Below are 17,871 nucleotides of genomic sequence, written 5' to 3' on the forward strand. Positions count from 1 at the left end.
CCGAACTGCTGTTCAAGATTTCCCCGAGTAAAAATGACCTTAATAAAGTTAAAAGACCTGGAAGCCCACCTATGGCATGCCGCGCATATCATCACCGGCCCCATTGACGCATCCGACTACAAAACCTACATATTCCCGATCCTGTTCTTTAAGCGGATCTGCGATGTCTATGAGGAAGAGTTCGAGGATGTGCTGGCCAAGGTCGGCAGCGAGAAGCTAGCGCGCGATAAAATGTTCCATCGAATCCAGGTACCAGTTGGCTGCCATTGGGATGACGTATTCGCCAAGTCGCATGATGTTGGTCAAGCGCTCAAGGATGCCTTTCGCGGAGTAGAGCTCGCCAACCCTCGATTACACGGTATCTTCGGCGATGCCAGTTGGACGAATAAAGAGCGCTTGCCTGATGAGTTGCTGGCCACGCTGCTCAATCACTTCAATAAGGTCAATCTCGGCGTTGCCAGTGTTCGTAACGACGATATGGGCCGCGCTTACGAATACCTGATCAAGCGTTTCGCCGACAAAGCCAACAAGAAAGCCGGTGAGTTCTATACCCCGCGCACCATCGTGCGGTTGATGGTCAACATCCTCGATCCCAAAGCAGGTGAAAGTGTTTATGACCCGGCCTGCGGTACGGGCGGCATGTTGCTGGAGACCATTCATCACGTTCGTGAAAACAATGGCGACCCCCGCTTACTGAAGCTCAAAGGTCAGGAAAAAAACCTGACCACCGAAGCCATTGCCCGCATGAACCTGTTTCTCCATGGCCAGGAAGATTTCGAGATCGTGCGCGGCGATACCCTGCGCGAACCCAAGTTCCTCATTTACGACCGGCTCGAAACCTTTGACTGCGTGATCGCCAACCCACCATTCAGCCTTAGCGAGTGGGGCCGTGAGCAGTGGGCAGCGGACGCTTACAGTCGCAACAAATACGGGCTCGCGCCGAAGACCAATGGCGACTTTGCCTGGGTGCAGCATATGTTTGCTTCGCTCAATGATAATGGGCGCATGGCGGTTGTGCTGCCGCATGGCGTGCTGTTTCGCGGTGCAGCAGAGGGCAGAATCCGCACTAGCCTGCTCAAGGAAAACCGCATCGAAGCGGTTATCGGTGTAGCCCAAAACCTGTTTTACGGCACCTCTATCCCTGCGTGCATTTTGCTACTGCGCAAGCAGCGCCCTGATGAGCACCGCGACCATGTACTGATCATCAATGCCGAAGAAATCTTCACCAAGGGTCGTGCGCAAAACACCCTGAGCAACACCCAGGCGGATGAGATTTATCAGACATACGCGGATCAATACCAGCAGGGCCCTAGTGCGACTGCACTGGAAGGGGTGGCGCGCTGGGTGCCACTGAGCGAAATCGCAGAGAACGACTTCAATCTGAACATTGCCCGCTATGTGCAAAAGCCACTGGAAGAAGAGACCATCAGCGTCGAAGAGGCGTTGAAGGACTTCCAGCAGAAACTGGCAGCGCTGGAGCAGGCCGAACAGGAACTTGAAGAGCTGCTGATCAAGGAGGGTTTTGAACTATGAGCACGGATGATGCCGACAGCAACGCCTCACAATTCATCATTTATCAGAGCGAAGACGGGCAAACCCGTTTGGATGTGCGCTTTGTCGACGAGACGGTATGGCTGACCCAAGCTCTTATGGCAGAGCTGTTCAGCACCACGCCAGAGAACGTGCTAATGCACCTGAAGAACATCTTCAGCGATGGCGAGCTTGATCAAAACGCAACCACTAAGGATTTCTTAGTAGTTCGCCAGGAAGGCAACCGCCAGGTAAAACGCAGCCTCAAGCACTACAACCTAGATGCCATCATTTCCGTGGGTTACCGCGTGCAAAGCCATACGGCAACGCGCTTCCGCCAATGGGCTACCCGCCAGCTGCGTGAATACATCGTCAAAGGTTTTGTTCTCGATGATGAGCGTCTGAAGAACCCCGACCAGCCCTTCGACTACTTCGAAGAGCTGACGCGGCGCATTCAGGATATTCGCACCAGTGAAAAACGCTTCTACCAGAAGATCACCGATATCTACGCCACCAGCGTCGATTACGACCCCACCCAGGACGCCAGCATCGGTTTCTTCAAAACCGTGCAGAACAAAGTGCACTGGGCAATTACTGGGCAAACCGCAGCCGAGCTTATTCACAGCCGCGCGGACAGCAGCAAACCGCATATGGGCCTGACCAACTGGCGCGGCGCCAAGGTGCGCAAACAAGATATCGCCAATGCCAAGAACTACCTCACGGCAGACGAACTCAGCGCCCTCAACAACCTAGTCGAGCAGTACCTAGTATTTGCCGAAGGCCAGGCCATGCGCCGTATCCCCATGTCCATGATCGACTGGGTGAAAAAGCTCGATGGTTTTCTGACCCTGAACGACCGCGACATTCTCGACAACGCCGGCAAGATCTCCCACGACATGGCCAAACAGCATGCCGAGACGCAGTACGAGCTGTTTCATCAGCAGCGCCAGCAGCTCGATACCGCTAACGCGGATAATCGCCTTGCCGACTTGAGCCAGCTTACTCACCAGCTATCAGACAAGACCCGCAAAAATGATTGAGCAACAAAAACACCAGGCTTCGCGCCTCGGCAAAAAGAAACTCGAAGACCTGCTTTGGGGGGCCGCCGAGTTTCTGCGTGGGCAGATCGATGCTTCCGACTACAAGCAGTACGTGTTTCCGCTGCTGTTTTACAAACGCCTGTCCGACGTTTACCTCGAAGAGTATGTCGAGGCCCTGGAGGTCAGCGAAGGCGACGCGGACTACGCGGTTATGCCCATGTTTCACCGCTTCCATATTCCCCAGGAAGCGCGCTGGGAAAAGGTGCGCCACACCAGCAAAAACATCGGCGAGGCGATCCAGAATGCACTGCGCCTAATCGAGACCCACAACGAACGCTTGCACGGCGTATTCGGCGATGCCCAGTGGACCAACAAGGAGCGCCTGCCCGATCACCTACTGGCCGATCTGATCCAGCACTTCAGCAAAATCCCCCTAGGCATCAAATCAGTGGCCCAAGACGACTTGGGCGAAGCCTACGAGTACTTGATCAAGAAATTTGCCGACGACTCCGGTCATACCGCCGCCGAGTTCTATACCAACCGCACCGTGGTGCACCTGATGACCCGCATCATGGGTTTGAAGCCAGGTGAAACCGCCTACGACCCCACCTGCGGCACTGGCGGCATGCTGCTCAATGCGGTGATGGACCTGCGCGATGAAGGTAAGGAATGGCGCAGCGTCAAACTCTATGGCCAGGAAGTGAACCTACTCACCTCCGCCATCGCCCGTATGAACATGTTTCTGCACGAGATCGAAGAGTTCGAGGTGCTTCGCGGCGACACATTGGCTGAGCCTAAATTTATCGAGGGCGATCAGCTCAAGCAGTTCGACGTGATCTTCGCCAACCCGCCGTACTCCATCAAAAAATGGAACCGCGACAAGTTCGCCGCCGACCCCTACGGGCGCAACCTCTTCGGCGCACCGCCCCAGGGCTGCGCTGATTACGGTTTCTATACCCATATCATCAAAAGCCTGAAGCCCGACACAGGCCGCGCCGCGATGCTCTGGCCCCATGGCGTACTGTTCCGTGATTCCGAGCAGGCCATTCGTAAGCAGGTCATCGAGTCGGACATTATCGAGGCGGTGATCGGGCTCGGTCCCAACCTGTTCTACAACTCGCCGATGGAATCCTGCGTGGTGGTGCTCAACTGCAACAAGCCAGTCGAGCGCAGAGGCAAGATTCTGTTTATCAATGGCGTCGAGCATGTCAGCCGCGAGCGCGCCAACAGCCGGCTCTCGGATGACGACCTTACTGTGCTAATCGAAGCCTATACAGCTCCGGACAAGCACTCAGCCATTACCGCACTTGTGGATATGGCGGCTATTCGTGAGAACCTGCACAATTTGTCTATCCCACTCTATGTGGCTGCCAGTGGGAATAAAGAAGTACAAGGGATTGAGCATGCGGTAGAAATGTGGAAAGTCGAACGCATACAGCTACATAAGAAAAACAGCATATTAATAAAGTGCTTGAACGATGCGGGTTACCGTGTTCACGGCGAGGATCTGAGCTGATGAGTATATGGCACAAGACTAAGTTTGGTGAAATTTGCCGCGAAGTTAACCTCTCCACTAAAAACCCCATTATTGATGGATATGAACGCTATATAGGTTTAGAACATCTAGATTCCGGCTCTTTAAAAATTAATAGATGGGGAATAATAGCTAAGGACAACCCGAGTTTCACACGTGTTTTTAAGAAAGGACATATTTTGTTTGGAAAGCGGCGATCATACTTAAAAAAAGCAGCCCTCGCTGAATTTGATGGAATATGCTCTGGCGACATTCTGGTGCTAGAGCCTAAAGAAAACACAGTCAGCACTGACTATTTATCCAGAATTATTCATACGGATTACTTTTGGGACTGGGCCATTAAAACCTCCTCAGGATCACTGTCGCCCAGAACTAAATTTTCCGCTTTAAAAGACTTACAACTTACAATAGCCAATCTGAACCGTCAGTCAGCAGTGGTGAATATTTTAGACCGTGTTGATCAGACTTTTTCATTGAAAGAGCACTGCTTGAGCTCTGCAGAAAAAATGTTCTGCACACTCATGTTCAAGGAGATATGGAAGACTGACAGCTCTTTGCGAGAGTACAAAATTGAAGCTTTAGGTGAAATTAAGCTTGGGCGACAAAGATCTCCAAAATATACGAAAGGTCTAAATTCAAAGCCTTACCTAAGAGTTGTTAATGTACTAGACGGGGAGTTGGATTTTGACGATGTAGAGCAAATGGACTTCAATGAAAAAGATTATGAGAACCACAAATTACTACCCAAAGACATCCTGATCACCGAAGGTGACATAACTAGCATTTTTAATGTCGGCCGATCCGCCATGTATAATGGCGAGATAGACAACTGCTGCATCCAGAACACCCTAATTAGATTCAGGTGCGGCCCCCTAATAATCCCAGAATTTGCTTTGTATCTGTTTCGTTGCGCATATTACAAGCGGATTTTTGCATATGCGGCAAATGTAACGACTGTAGCGCATTTAGGAGTCGGCAGATTTGGCGCAATAAAATTATCCATACCATCAATAGAAAAGCAGAGAGGAATTGTAGAAAGGCTAAGCGCCGCCAACGAAATAGTTAACAACTTAAGGACGGGGCTGACTAGTAAAAATAGTTTTAGACGAGCTATGTCCGCGGGGCTTATGGAGACTTAATTAATGTTTAACGAACAAACCGTCACCGAAAATGGAATTATCGACTGCTTAAAGAATTTGAGCGGGATAAAGTGGACTTACTGTCACGGCGAGAACCTGCCAAAACAAGCGCAGAATATCTTTGTCGATGAGTGGCTAAAAGACGCGTTATGTTCGTTAAACCCAGCTATCGCCAAGCAGCCGGATTACGCCGATGAGGTGGTCCATAAGCTGCGCGGGGTTCTGCTGGAGGCGCCGCACAGTGGCCTAGTCCGGGCCAATGAGAATTTCCAGGCATGGCTGCTGGCCGAAAAGACCTTGCCCTTTGGCGAGAACGGCGACCATGTCACCATCAACCTAGTCGACTTCGACAACATCGAGAACAACCACTTCGTGGTGGCCCAGCAGGTGCATTACCTAGCGGCCAGCGAGGTGTATTTCGATATCGTGCTCTACGTGAACGGCATCCCGTTGGTAGTCGGTGAAGTGAAAAGCGCCACCCGCCCCAGCGTCAGTTGGCAGGACGGTGCCGCTGACTTTATGGGCGGCAAGAAGCATTACTGGCACAACGTGCAGCCCTTCTTTGTTCCCAACCTGCTGTGCTTTGCTAGCGAGGGTAAAACCTTTGCCTATGGCGCGATCAATGCGCGGGTTAAAGACTGGGGCCCTTGGCACCACACCGATCAGCGCGAGGATATTTCCGCCACACTGGCATCCGTGCTGGAAAGCGCAGCTGGGTTGTTGAACCCGCAAACCCTACTGCAACTGCTGGCCTCCTTTGCCCTGTTCTCCACCCACAAAACGGGCAAAGACACTGCGCCCAAACGCATCAAGTTACTGCCGCGCTACCCGCAGTTCGAAGCTGCCAAACAGATCGTCGAGCGGGTCAAGCATGGCTACCCGAAAAAGGGCCTGATCTGGCACTTCCAAGGCTCGGGCAAGTCGCTGCTGATGCTCTACGCGGCCAAGATGCTACGCACCGACAACGAACTGAAAAACCCTACCGTGCTGATCGTGGTGGATCGCCGCGATCTCGACAGCCAGATCAGCGAGACCTTCGGCGGTGCCGATGTAAAAAACCTGATCAAGGTACAGAGCTGCAAAAAGCTTGGCGAACATATCGAGCAGGACAGTCGCGGCATCCTGATCACCACCATTTTCAAGTTCAAGGATGTCGAGGTTGATGAGCACAACCTTGATGGCCTGAACCCTCGCGACAACATCATCGTGCTGGTGGATGAAGCCCACCGCACTCAAGAAGGCGGCTTGGGCGAGAAGATGCGCTGGGCTCTGCCCAACGCCCACTTCTACGGCCTGACGGGTACACCGATATCCGGTATCGAGCGCAACACCTTCAAGCTGTTTGGCGCCGATGAAGACCCTGGCCGCTACATGAACCGTTACAGCTACAAGCAGTCGATCCGCGACGGTGCCACCAACCCGGTGAAGTTCGAACCACGCCTGGCCGAACTGCGGGTCGACCGCGAGGCGATCAACCAGGAGTTCGAGCAACTGGTTAAAGACAACAACCTAGACGATGACGAAAAGGCCGCGCTGTCCAAGCGCGCCGGCAAGCTCTCCGTCATGCTCAAGGCCCCGAAACGCATGGAGGCCATCAGCGCAGACATTGCCGAGCACTTCACCAGCCATGTGCTGCCGAAGAAGATGAAAGCCATGTTGGTGGTCTATGACCGCGAGGCCTGCGTGCAGATGTACGACCTGCTCGGCAGCAAACTCGGTTTCGACGCTTTAGAAGTGGTGATGAACGTTGACCAAGCCCTGGTGAAGGATGAGAGCGGCAAGCTCAACAAGGACTGGAACCGTTGGCATGAAGAGCTTGAGTTGCCAATCAAGCAGGCTGACTTTGAGCGCTGGCAGAAATTTGATGGTGACGAGCAGGCCCAGAAGAACCTGTTGGAAACTTATAAAGACCCGAAGCAACCACTGCAACTGCTGATCGTTACCGCCAAGCTACTCACCGGTTTCGATGCGCCCATCTGTTACTGCATGTACTTGGACAAGCCGCTACGCGATCACACCCTGCTGCAGGCCATGTGCCGCACCAACCGCCTGTATGAGGCGGATGGAGTGGTCAAGCGTATGGGTCTGATTATCGATTACCTGGGCGTATTCGAAAACCTGCGCACGGCGCTGGCTTACAACCCAGAAGAGATCGACGGGATTGTCGAGGGCATCGAAAAATTCAAGGAACTGCTGCCGGAACAGCTGAAGCAGTGTCTGGCCTTTTTCCCGAACGTGGACCGCACGCTGGAAGGCTTCGACGGCATCATGGCCGCTCAAGAGTGCTTGCCGAACAACAAGAAGCGTGATGAGTTTGCCGCAGCCTTTGGGGTGCTAGCCAAGCTTTGGTCAGCCATCAACCCCGACCCGTTCCTGTCGCCCTACCGCCAGGATTACAAATGGCTGGCGCAAATTTATGAGTCCGTACGCCCGGTTGGCCAAACAGGCGCGCTGGTCTGGGCCGCACTGGGGCCTGAGACCATCAAAATGATTCACGAGCACACCGATATCAAACGCATCCGCGATGACATCGATGAGCTGATCATGGATGAACACGCGATCTTCACCCTCACCGAGAAAGAGCAGGAGAAGCGCGCCCGTCGCCTGGAAATCGACCTGATGGGGCGGCTGCGCGGCAGTGGCGAACCTACATTCGTTGAGCTTGGTGAACGCTTAGAGAAGCTACGCCGCGACTATGAGGCTGGTGTAATCAAGGCCATCGACTGGCTCAAAGGTTTGCTTCAAGCGGCCAAAGATACGGTGCAGGCCGAGCGCGAAACCGGCGAGAAGGTGGTGACAGAGGAAGACAACAAGCAAGCGCTGACCACGCTCTTCCTGGAAACCCGCCCGGAAACCACGCCGAAACTGATTGGTGATGTAGTCGAACAGATCGACAAGATTGTGAAGGCGACTCGTTTTGAGGGCTGGCAGAACTCGAACAGCGGCCCGCGTGAAATCCAGAAAGCACTCATGCTAACCCTGGCGCAGTTTGGCCTAAGCAAAGACAAGGACCTGTTTGAAAAGGCATACGCGTACATTGAAGAGCACTACTAATGTGCATGCGCGCGATCAGAACAACCCGCTGGAGCGCTCCAGTTTTAAACTGGAGTCTTCAGTGATCGATGACTCACAGTGGCTGAGCTAGAGCACTTGGCAATGCTTTCGCCCACTGCTGCTTACTTTCGGTAATATCCGGGATATCTCAGGATTGCTGAAGGCTAAGAAATGGACGTCGCCCAAATATCGGTATCGCTGCACGATCTTGGCCTTGCCTACCGCAAGGCTAAGGTTGACCTCTACTACTCAACTAACCCCTCGCTGTTCGACATCGCCAACTATGAAGACGACCTGAGCCAAAACCTCACTCGCCTGAAAGATCGGATCGAAGCCGCGAGCGAGGACTGGGTGAAAGACCCCGCATTTCTCGGCACTTGGACGCTGGCACCCAAAGAAATCCAGCCAGAGAAGGCAGAGAAGACAGAGAAGGATCAAAGCCTGATCTTCGCCTCACCGGAAGCCGAGTGGCTAAGCGCGACTGAAGCCGGTAACCACCCCACCGCCATATTCCGCCTCATGGCCCGCTGCAGCATCGACTTTCACGTGCTGTCATCGCTATGGATGATGGAAGTCGGCGGCCTCTTCGACAAGCAGCTAAGCAGTAACGTCTTTGGCAGCCGCCTGCGCCGTAACCGGCATGACGAGATCAACACGTGGGCACTTGGCTCCTTCAAGCCTTACCTCAGGCCCTTTCGCGAATGGCGCGATGGTGGCATCAAGGCGATGCGCTCTGAATCGCCCCGGGTTTTCTAGACACCGGCCAGCCTCTGGAAATATCGCTTTTCAAACTCTACCGGTGACAGCTGATCATTGAAACCATGACGCCGTTTCGGGTTGTAAAACATCTCGATGTAGTCGAACACGTCACTGCGTGCTTCCTGCCGAGAACCATAGACTTTCCGCTTGATTCGTTCTCGTTTCAGTAACTGGAAAAAGCTCTCAGCCACAGCGTTGTCATGACAGTTACCGCGCCTGCTCATGCTTCCTAGCAAGTTGTTGGCCTTCAGGAAGCTTTGCCAGTCTGAGCTGCTGTACTGGCTCCCCTGATCTGAGTGAATCATGACTTCCTGCTTCGGCTTACGTCGCCAGACCGCCATCAGTAACGCATCTATTGCCAAGTCGCTGGTCATGTTCGGTTTCATTGACCAGCCAATGACCTGACGCGAAAACAGATCGAGCACCACTGCCAAGTACAGCCAGCCCTCGTAAGTTCGGATGTACGTAATGTCGGTCACCCATACTTTATTGGGCTCTGTGACATTGAAGCGACGTTCCAAATAGTTTGGAGAGGCAACTGGCGGCTTACCACCGTAACGTCCCGGGCGTCGTCGATAGCCCGTCTGCGAACGCAGCCCCTCTTTACGCATCAGTCGAGCAACACGATGCCGACCGCAGACCTCTCCAAGCTCGCGCAGGTCGTCATGAATTTTACGGTAGCCGTAGACGCCGCCGCTCTCTAACCAAGAGTGCTTTATCAAGCCAAGCAGTCGCAGGTCATCCTTAGCGCGCGCCGACTTGGGCTCAGCCCGCCATGCGTAGTAACCGCTGACGTGTACTTTCAACGTCAGGCACAGACGGCGAATCGAGTAACTCGCTGACATCTGATTAATGAAGGCGTACTTCAGCCGCACTCCTTGGCAAAGTACGCGGCGGCCTTTTTTAGGATGTCTCGCTCTTCAGTTACACGCTTGAGTTCGGCGCGCAGGCGCCGTAACTCAGCGTGCTGATCATCCTCTTGCAGGCGTTGCTCCGCAGGCTTGCTGTAGCGCTTCACCCAGGCATACAGGCTGTGTGTCGACATGCCCAGACGAGCGGACACCTCAGCGACCGGCAGGCCCCGTTCGGTAACCTGCCTAGCTGCTTCAATTTTGAACTCTTCGGAAAAACGCGGGTTGCTCATGGCACCTCCTGATGGGCCTTATTATGAGGCGTGGAGGTGTCTACGAAACTAGGGGCGATTCAATCTACCTTCTGGCACATGAGCTCGGCCATTGGTATCTCGACTCTTCAGAGCCCGTAAATGGAACGACCTCAACACCATTTATCTCCGAAGAGTCTGGGCAAACGCCCGGCTACGCAGTGGTTGAAGGGTATGGCGCATGGGAGCGCCAAGAGCTTCAAGCCAACGTCTTTGCGCGAGAGCTGCTGTTGCCCAAGCCTGCGGCCAGAGCTCTGTGGCAAAACGGATGGCGCTCCCGGCATATCGCTACAACGTTCCAGTTGCCTCTAGAGGTGGTACGGCAGCAATTGGCTGACGCGTTACTGCTCCCGGATGTTGCTCCAGTAGCACCCTCTGCGACGCACCCACCAAGCGATGCGCAGTGGCGTGCTGCACAAGCTCCCGAGAGATACGTCAATGTCGTAGCAGGGCCAGGCACGGGCAAGACCACTACCTTGGTGCACCGTGTAGCCCACCTAATTTCCAGTGGCGTGCCTGCCAGTAAAATCCTGGTCATGACGTTCACCAACCTTGCAGCACAGGAGCTTGTTGAGCGGCTGACTGCGGCCAATGTCCCGAGTGTTTCCCAAATATGGGCGGGCACATTTCACTCGTTCGGGTTAGAGCTACTTCGAAAGCATCATCATCACTTTGAGTTAACCCCTCAGATCAAGATTGCGGATCTACTCCAGCAGGTCAGGATGATGGTCAACGAGCTGCCCAATCTGGAGCTCAAGTATTTTTTCAGGCTGCGCAATCCGTACGATTGGCTTCCTGACGTCCTGAAGATTATTCACCGGCTTAAGGAAGAGCTGGTCTTTCCTGACGACTACGCAGCAATCCTTCGAACGCTTCCAGCTGTCGATCCAGAGGTTGCCCTGGAGCGCGAGGACATCATCACTCTATACCGGGCCTACGAGGGCGTCCTGCGCAGGGAGGGTTGGGTCGACTATCCAGACCTATTGGTTCGTCCCGTCCTCAAGGCGCGTGATGATCGCCCGTCTATAGCCGCTTTCCTTGAGCAGTACGACCATGTCCTGGTGGACGAGTATCAGGACGTCAACCACGTCATGATCGAGCTCGTTAAAAAGATCGGGGCATCACAGCGTCATTTGTGGGTGGTCGGCGACATTCGCCAAGCAATTCACCATTGGCGTGGCGCATCGATCCAGAGTTTGCTCAAGTTCGATGAGGCGTACGTCGCGAGGGGCCAGGCAGCGTCGATCAAGCGGTATAGCCTGGACATCAATCGCCGTAGTTCGCCGGAAATTCTGCGTGCTATTGAACGGGCCGGCACTGATCACGTCCTGCAGCCCCAGGTGCCCCTCGATCCTGTCTCACCTTCTCGCTCTGCGGTCGGTGTCTATCCGGCTTTGATCCATGCGGAGAAAGATGCACAGAGCGGCACTATCGTTGCCCAGATTGAGCAATGCCGGGTGTCCGGCCACCCCCTCGGCAGCCAAGGCATCATCAGCTCCACCAACGCCCAGTTGGATAAGTTGGCCCAAGACATCGAGCAGACGGGGATTCCCGTGCTGCACATCGGTGATCTGAGTCAGCGCGCTGAAGTCAAAGAATTCCTGTGCTTGATGCAGCTCCTGACTCAGCGAATACCGGGCGCGCTCATGGGCTTGCTCCGGTTCAGTAACCTCAGTATGCCAGCCTCGGACATAGACCTGCTCACGAACCTGTCCAAGTTAGATCCTGATTTTCAGCGCGGCGGCTGGCTCAAGCAGCCATTACCGGGGCTGTCGCCTAAGGGGCAAGAGGTCGTCCAGGCGCTGAGTGATCTGCTTGGCACATCGACCCGCAATTCCCGGCCCTGGGCTTTTGTGTGTGATCTAATGTTTGAAAAAGGCTTTGGCCTTGACTCGCTGAGCGACCAGTCTGCGAATGCCCAGATCCGGCGTCTGGCCCTGCGGCAATTCCTCTACGCTGTGCGCAACAGCGATGGGGTTGGTAGCCAGGCGACGCTGTCCAAATATCTGGAGAGGGAAGATTTCCGACGCTATATCGGTCAGCCCTCGATGGATCGCTCACTGCCGCCTGAGGCCGCTGTAATCGACGCCGTAAGGCTCATGACGGTTCACGGTAGCAAAGGGCTCGAATTTGACGTGGTGCATATGGCCAACGTCGAGAAGTCTCGGTTCGGCGCAGATGCTTCACCACGTTTTGATGACGACCACAAAGCTTTATTGTTGCCCCCTGAGGCGCTCAACAGTACGTCTCAGATGCGGGCCGAAGATGAGGCTATCGAGCGTAACAACCTGCTCTACGTCGGGGTCTCCAGGGCGAAAAGCAGGCTCAACGTCTATTGCGGCACCGATGCGTCTAGGATCCCAACCCCTCTGTGTGACCCGTTGATCTTCACCCCAAGTCGTGGAACCGCCGCGGCGTTGCCGGCACCGACTTTCCTGGCTCGCGTTCCACTAAGCGCGCCCGCCGCAATCAGCTTCTCAGCACTCAACGGGTTCATATCCTGCTCGCTTCAGTATCACTATGCTCACGAGCTGAACCTGCCACCTGATCAAGAGCAGGACATCTCGATTCGGGCTCGTCGATCAGTGCTCGCCGGCCTTGAGTATGTTTATCGAGATGGTGTGAACCCCCAGGCGGCATTCGAGCAGGCCTGGGGCGAGAGGCCGCTGCCAACTGAGTTTGAAGACAAAACACTGGTGGAGCACGCCCGGATCGCTTTCTCTCGCGGTACCGCTTTGCTACCTGATATCGAGCAGTACGTCCCAGAAACCACCGCCATTGTGAATGGCCAGGTCATTACCATGCCCTGGATGCTTCGTGACACTAACGGTGATCTGGTTTGGCTACGCACGGGTATCGGACTATCCGAGGTTTCTAGGCATGTCCGACCCATCTTGGAAAACCTCGGCGGCAGGCGCTGTAGCAGCATCTCCACCCACTCACTTGTCACTGGATGTTCGGAAGACGCGGTTCCCTCCAGTAGGGCGAGCGGCACGAGTATGTTCAAGGCGATCACGGCGTTGCGGGCCGGCGAGCGCTCCGCCAGTCGGGGGAGGCACTGCAATCGATGCGCTTACTCAAGCATTTGCGGACAGCGGTTTTGATATTTATCGGAGCGCTTCTGGGACTCCACGTCGCAGCCCCGGGGCGCTCAAGTTGACATGACATAAGGACAGTTTTGGACATGAGCTACATCAACCTACCCCCGGATCAGCAGCGTGAAATTGCTGCGATCGACGTAAGAGCGCTTCGAGCGGCGTTGGAAAAATGTGAGAGGGACGAGCTGATAACACCGATCTATTCCCTTGGCCTGAGTGGTTGCGGCGAGTTCATCGCCGCCGAATACCGTGCGTTCGAGCGAGCTTTGACTGCCCACAGCAAAGCGAAGGCTCATGCCAAGCGAGAGCAAACCAGGGCTGATGTGTTGCGTGCAGGGAGCAACCTAGTTCATGCCGTGGAGCAGATGCAGGAACGTGTCAGAACGGCGCAGGAACAGGCTCAGCTGTTTGTCGTGGACGACCAGATTTTGGCACCGTCCAGATTCAGCTCTCCGCTAAAAGTCACCGTTCGCTACCAATGGCGCCCATCCTCGGACGCGCAATGGGCTTACGGACAGGCGACGTTCGTCCACGAGTTCACGCCAATGCCTGACTACACTCAGCTGCTGCCGAAGCGAAAGCCTAGCGCTGCCAAAGCGGCCAGCGATCTGCAGGACAAGCTCTACCGGGAATGGGAGTACCTGAAGATGCATGCGCTGTGTGCTGTCAGAGACTTTCTGCGCGATAGTGGTGACGGTATAGATATCCCTGAGTCGTTTGTTGTTCGGGCAAGTCAGTACGGTGGAGGCCTCAACAATTTCAGTTGCAAGTTTTGATTAGTCCGCTCTTGGCCGAAACTAGCCCATCGAATCTCTGTTGCATTGGGTCAAGCCTGGAGTATCGCCGGTTAAGGCAAGTGCGCTTTACTGGTCAGGTGCAATGCAATTGGTGGCTAAGCTAGATGCAGTTTTGCATTTAGCCAGTGCAGGCCTTCACTAAGGTGTTGAAAAAATGAACCGCGTAAAGCCTAAAGCACTCCGTTACGATTTCTGATTGAGCGGGGGATTTACTGCTGTCTGTGTCTCTAGTCTGTCTAGGTGATCGGCGTACCACTGCATCATGGTTCGGCGCTGTTCCAGGTAGGTGGCCTTGTTGTAAACACCTGATACGCCATCTTCAACGTGGGAGAGCTGAGCTTCTACATGATCCTTGGCGAAACCCTTCTCGCGCAGGGTAGTGGACGCGATATGGCGGAAGCCGTGGCCCGTTTGCCGACCTGCATAGCCCATACGGCGCAGAGCCATATTGAAAACCATGTTGCTGCGCGGTTGAGTACGGTCGTTGCGCCCAGGAAACAGCAGCGGGTAAGCCCCACTCATCTTGTGTAACTGCTCAAGAGCATCAAGCACTTGGCGCGAGAGCGGCACGGTGTGCGGGCGGCGCTTCTTCATTCGTTCGGCGGGGATCATCCACAAACCTGCTTTGCGGTCGAACTCATCCCAGCGGGCTTCGCGTAGTTCGCTGGGGCGTACACCCGTAAGCATCAGCATGCGCAAACCAAGGCGCACATCATGGGCGTGAGGGTAAGCAGCAATGGCCCGCAGCAGAGTGGGCAACTCTTTGGCGGTAACGTGGGCATAGTTCTCGGCAGACTTGGTTTGCAGAAAGCGGCTCAACCCTTCAAGTGGGTTATGCACGGCACGGCCAGTGACGCGGGCAAGGTCGTAGATTTCTTTACAGGATCGGCGCACCCGGCTCATCTGCTCAATAATGCCTTGCTGCTCCATACCCCGCAGAAACTCCATCCACTCAATCGGCAGGATGCTGGCATACAAGCGCTTACCGAATATCGGGAATACATGCAGCTCTAGTGCCCCGATGTTGCGAGTGGCGGTGCTGGGTGCCCAGCCGGGTCGGCGTATCTCTATCCACTCCCGTGCCAGTGCATCAAAAGTGTTGTTGGCAGCTTCCAACTCAGAAGCCTTGCGAGCGTGCTTAGCCGTCAGGGGGCTAACACCATCCACGGCGTCAGTGCGCAGCTCGGCAGCCTTTTGCCTAGCGCCTGCTCCACTCACTTCGGGGTAACTGCCAAGGCCAAGCCATGACCACTTACCGTCTGGCTTCTTGTAACGCAGTTCCCAAGATTTGCCGCCGTTGGGCTTCACACGAAAGTACAGACCTTGGCCGTCTTGCTCCCTGTAGGTCGCTTTTTCTGGCTCTAAACCCGACAGAGTGGTGTCTGCTAACGGGCGGCGCTTGATCTCACTGCGTTTCATGCCTGTATGCCTCCGGTTCTAATTTTTCGCCAGCATACAAGCTGGCATACACGAAGGGAAGATATAGTGGCAGGCAGAGATAAACAGCCAGATACAAGAAAGCCCGCACGGGGCGGGCTTACTGGGGTGTTTCGTAGACTGCTAGAGACAGCAGTGAACAGTTATTTGGTGCACCAGACGGGATTCGAACCCATGACCACTGCCTTCGGAGGGCAGTACTCTATCCAGCTGAGCTACTGGTGCAGTGCGGGCGCAATCATACGCATGTCGCTGATGGGCGTCCATGCTGGTACTTTGTTCGTGATTCTGCACGGCAATCAGCTTCAAACTGACAATTCATAGAAAGACCTCAGACACAGACGGCATTTCGTTAAATTTTTCGAACAGACGCTTGCCCTTTACCCCTCTTAACCCTAGCATTCGTTTGAGATTTCAAACGCTCTTGGCCACAGCGCTTCATCATGTAGCACAATCAATTCGTGCGTATGCGCTGGGGCTGTTCAAGAGTCGCATCAGGGCCATGCCCGATTGCGCGCCTCAGACCGCATTAATGATCCGATACCTGGGTGTCGGAATTTAGGAGACTGCCATGCAACTCAAAGACACCCAGCTGTTCCGTCAGCAGGCCTATATCGATGGCGTCTGGCTGGATGCTGACAGCGGCCAGACCATTAAGGTTAACAACCCAGCGACCGGTGAAATCATCGGAACCGTACCGAAGATGGGTGCCGCAGAAACTCGCCGCGCGATTGAAGCAGCCGACCGTGCACTGCCTGCTTGGCGCGCCCTAACCGCCAAAGAACGCTCGAACAAGCTGCGCCGCTGGTTCGAGTTGCTGATCGAGAATCAAGATGACCTTGGCCGCCTAATGACGCTGGAGCAAGGCAAACCGCTGGCCGAAGCCAAGGGCGAGATTGTTTACGCGGCCTCCTTTATTGAATGGTTCGCTGAAGAAGCTAAGCGCGTCTATGGCGATGTGATTCCCGGTCATCAACCAGACAAGCGCCTGATTGTAATCAAGCAGCCCATCGGCGTGACCGCCGCGATTACCCCGTGGAACTTCCCGGCGGCGATGATCACCCGTAAAGCCGGCCCAGCTCTGGCCGCGGGCTGCACTATGGTCATCAAGCCGGCTTCGCAAACGCCGTTTTCGGCATTAGCGCTGGTTGAGCTGGCACATCGTGCGGGCATCCCTAAAGGTGTGCTTAGCGTGGTCACGGGCAGCGCCGGCGATATCGGCAGCGAGCTGACCAGCAACCCGATCGTGCGTAAGTTGAGCTTTACCGGCTCCACCGAAATTGGTCGTCAGCTAATGGCTGAATGCGCCAAAGACGTCAAAAAGGTCTCATTGGAGTTGGGCGGCAACGCGCCGTTTATCGTGTTCGATGATGCCGACTTGGATAAAGCCGTTGAAGGCGCACTGATTTCCAAGTACCGCAACAATGGCCAAACCTGCGTCTGTGCTAACCGTTTATATATTCAAGACAGCGTGTATGACGCCTTTGCCGAGAAGCTGGTTGCGGCAGTAGCCAAGCTGCAAATCGGTAATGGTCTGGATGAAGGCACCACCACCGGCCCGCTGATTGACGACAAAGCCGTGGCCAAAGTTCAGGAACATATCGATGATGCGCTGAGTAAAGGCGCGCGCCTGCTTATGGGCGGCAAGCCGCACGCGCTGGGCGGCAGCTTCTTCGAGCCGACCATCTTGGTTGACGTACCGAAGACCGCCGCGGTGGCTAAAGAAGAGACCTTCGGCCCACTGGCGCCGCTGTTCCGTTTCAAGGACGAGGCCGATGTGATCGCCATGGCCAACGACACTGAATTTGGCCTGGCTTCGTATTTTTATGCACGTGACCTTGGCCGCGTGTTCCGGGTTGCCGAAGCGCTGGAATACGGCATGGTAGGCGTTAACACCGGGCTGATCTCCAATGAAGTCGCGCCGTTTGGCGGCGTTAAAGCCTCCGGTCTCGGCCGTGAAGGCTCGAAGTACGGCATTGAGGATTATCTGGAAATTAAGTACCTCTGCCTCGGCATCTAGGTAGTCGCTACTGCGCTTCGGTGATGCTGCGTTGGCGGATTTGGTAAAAATGCTCATTGGCAACAGCCAACTCCGCTTTTTCCCAACCCCGCCGCCTGGCCTGACCTTCGCTCGCTACGCTCCGAAAATTCGCTGACCCGTTACTCAAAGATTGAAATACCCCAGGTTTAACCAACGAGTCGGCCACCTGGGTTTGCAGCAGCGTAATAAAGAACCTGAGCAACCGGCAGGGCGTGGCAGTCGATCATCGAATGCTGCACACGCCTTTCCCCGATTGCATTCATCCTTGAACCACACCGGC

General features: G+C 54.8%; 11 protein-coding genes and 1 tRNA gene. 9 read left to right on the forward strand and 3 right to left on the reverse strand.

Going from position 1 to position 17,871, the window contains the following annotated elements:
- The first annotated feature begins 33 nt into the window (after positions 1–33).
- The 6 genes from WF513_RS17160 (at position 34) to WF513_RS17185 (ending at position 9,053) form a co-directional block, all read left to right on the forward strand.
- The gene (locus tag WF513_RS17160; protein ID WP_339080622.1) at positions 34–1,533 is read left to right on the forward strand and encodes a class I SAM-dependent DNA methyltransferase; all 1,500 of its coding nucleotides are present in this window, start codon (positions 34–36) and stop codon (positions 1,531–1,533) included.
- Positions 1,530–2,570 carry a virulence RhuM family protein gene (locus WF513_RS17165; protein ID WP_339080623.1) on the forward strand — a complete coding sequence of 347 codons (1,041 nt, stop codon included), beginning with the start codon at positions 1,530–1,532 and terminating at the stop codon, positions 2,568–2,570. The genes WF513_RS17160 and WF513_RS17165 overlap by 4 nt, the downstream gene beginning before the upstream one ends.
- A complete protein-coding gene (locus tag WF513_RS17170) occupies positions 2,563–4,086 on the forward strand; it encodes a class I SAM-dependent DNA methyltransferase (RefSeq protein ID WP_339080624.1) in 1,524 nt (507 codons plus the stop codon). The genes WF513_RS17165 and WF513_RS17170 overlap by 8 nt, the downstream gene beginning before the upstream one ends.
- The gene (locus tag WF513_RS17175) at positions 4,086–5,243 is read left to right on the forward strand and encodes a restriction endonuclease subunit S (RefSeq protein ID WP_339080625.1); all 1,158 of its coding nucleotides are present in this window, start codon (positions 4,086–4,088) and stop codon (positions 5,241–5,243) included. The genes WF513_RS17170 and WF513_RS17175 overlap by 1 nt, the downstream gene beginning before the upstream one ends.
- Before the next feature lie 3 nt (positions 5,244–5,246).
- Entirely contained in the window at positions 5,247–8,297 is a 3,051-nt protein-coding gene (locus tag WF513_RS17180; protein ID WP_339080626.1) for an HsdR family type I site-specific deoxyribonuclease, read from the forward strand.
- Between the two features lie 171 nt (positions 8,298–8,468).
- On the forward strand, positions 8,469–9,053 hold the full coding sequence (locus WF513_RS17185) for a hypothetical protein (protein ID WP_339080627.1): 585 nt from the start codon (positions 8,469–8,471) through the stop codon (positions 9,051–9,053).
- Here the strand turns inward: WF513_RS17185 and WF513_RS17190 are convergent.
- Positions 9,050–10,200, reverse strand: a protein-coding gene (locus WF513_RS17190; RefSeq protein WP_339080610.1) for an IS3 family transposase whose coding sequence is annotated in 2 segments (ribosomal slippage) — positions 9,050–9,954 and positions 9,954–10,200 — 1,152 coding nt in all. Because the reading frame shifts where the segments join, the coding sequence is not laid out codon by codon here. The two genes, WF513_RS17185 and WF513_RS17190, sit on opposite strands and share 4 nt — an antisense overlap.
- Positions 10,201–10,211: 11 nt before the next feature.
- Here WF513_RS17190 and WF513_RS17195 point away from each other — a divergent pair.
- Together WF513_RS17195 and WF513_RS17200 are read left to right on the forward strand one after the other, a co-directional pair.
- A complete protein-coding gene (locus WF513_RS17195; protein WP_339080628.1) occupies positions 10,212–13,322 on the forward strand; it encodes an ATP-dependent helicase in 3,111 nt (1,036 codons plus the stop codon).
- An 80-nt stretch (positions 13,323–13,402) separates the two neighbouring features.
- Entirely contained in the window at positions 13,403–14,092 is a 690-nt protein-coding gene (locus tag WF513_RS17200) for a hypothetical protein (protein ID WP_339080629.1), read from the forward strand.
- 204 nt (positions 14,093–14,296) lie between these two features.
- Here the strand turns inward: WF513_RS17200 and WF513_RS17205 are convergent, their stop codons facing one another.
- Together WF513_RS17205 and WF513_RS17210 are read right to left on the reverse strand one after the other, a co-directional pair.
- Positions 14,297–15,532 (reverse strand): tyrosine-type recombinase/integrase, encoded by a 1,236-nt coding sequence (locus WF513_RS17205; protein WP_339080630.1) that lies wholly within the window; start codon positions 15,530–15,532, stop codon positions 14,297–14,299.
- A 166-nt stretch (positions 15,533–15,698) separates the two neighbouring features.
- Positions 15,699–15,775, reverse strand: a tRNA-Arg gene (locus WF513_RS17210).
- 346 nt (positions 15,776–16,121) lie between these two features.
- Here WF513_RS17210 and gabD point away from each other — a divergent pair.
- On the forward strand, positions 16,122–17,570 hold the full coding sequence (gene gabD / locus WF513_RS17215; RefSeq protein ID WP_339080631.1) for an NADP-dependent succinate-semialdehyde dehydrogenase: 1,449 nt from the start codon (positions 16,122–16,124) through the stop codon (positions 17,568–17,570).
- The last annotated feature ends 301 nt before the right edge of the window (positions 17,571–17,871 follow it).

The sequence above is a fragment of the Pseudomonas sp. TMP9 genome, from assembly GCF_037943105.1.
Lineage (GTDB): Bacteria > Pseudomonadota > Gammaproteobacteria > Pseudomonadales > Pseudomonadaceae > Aquipseudomonas.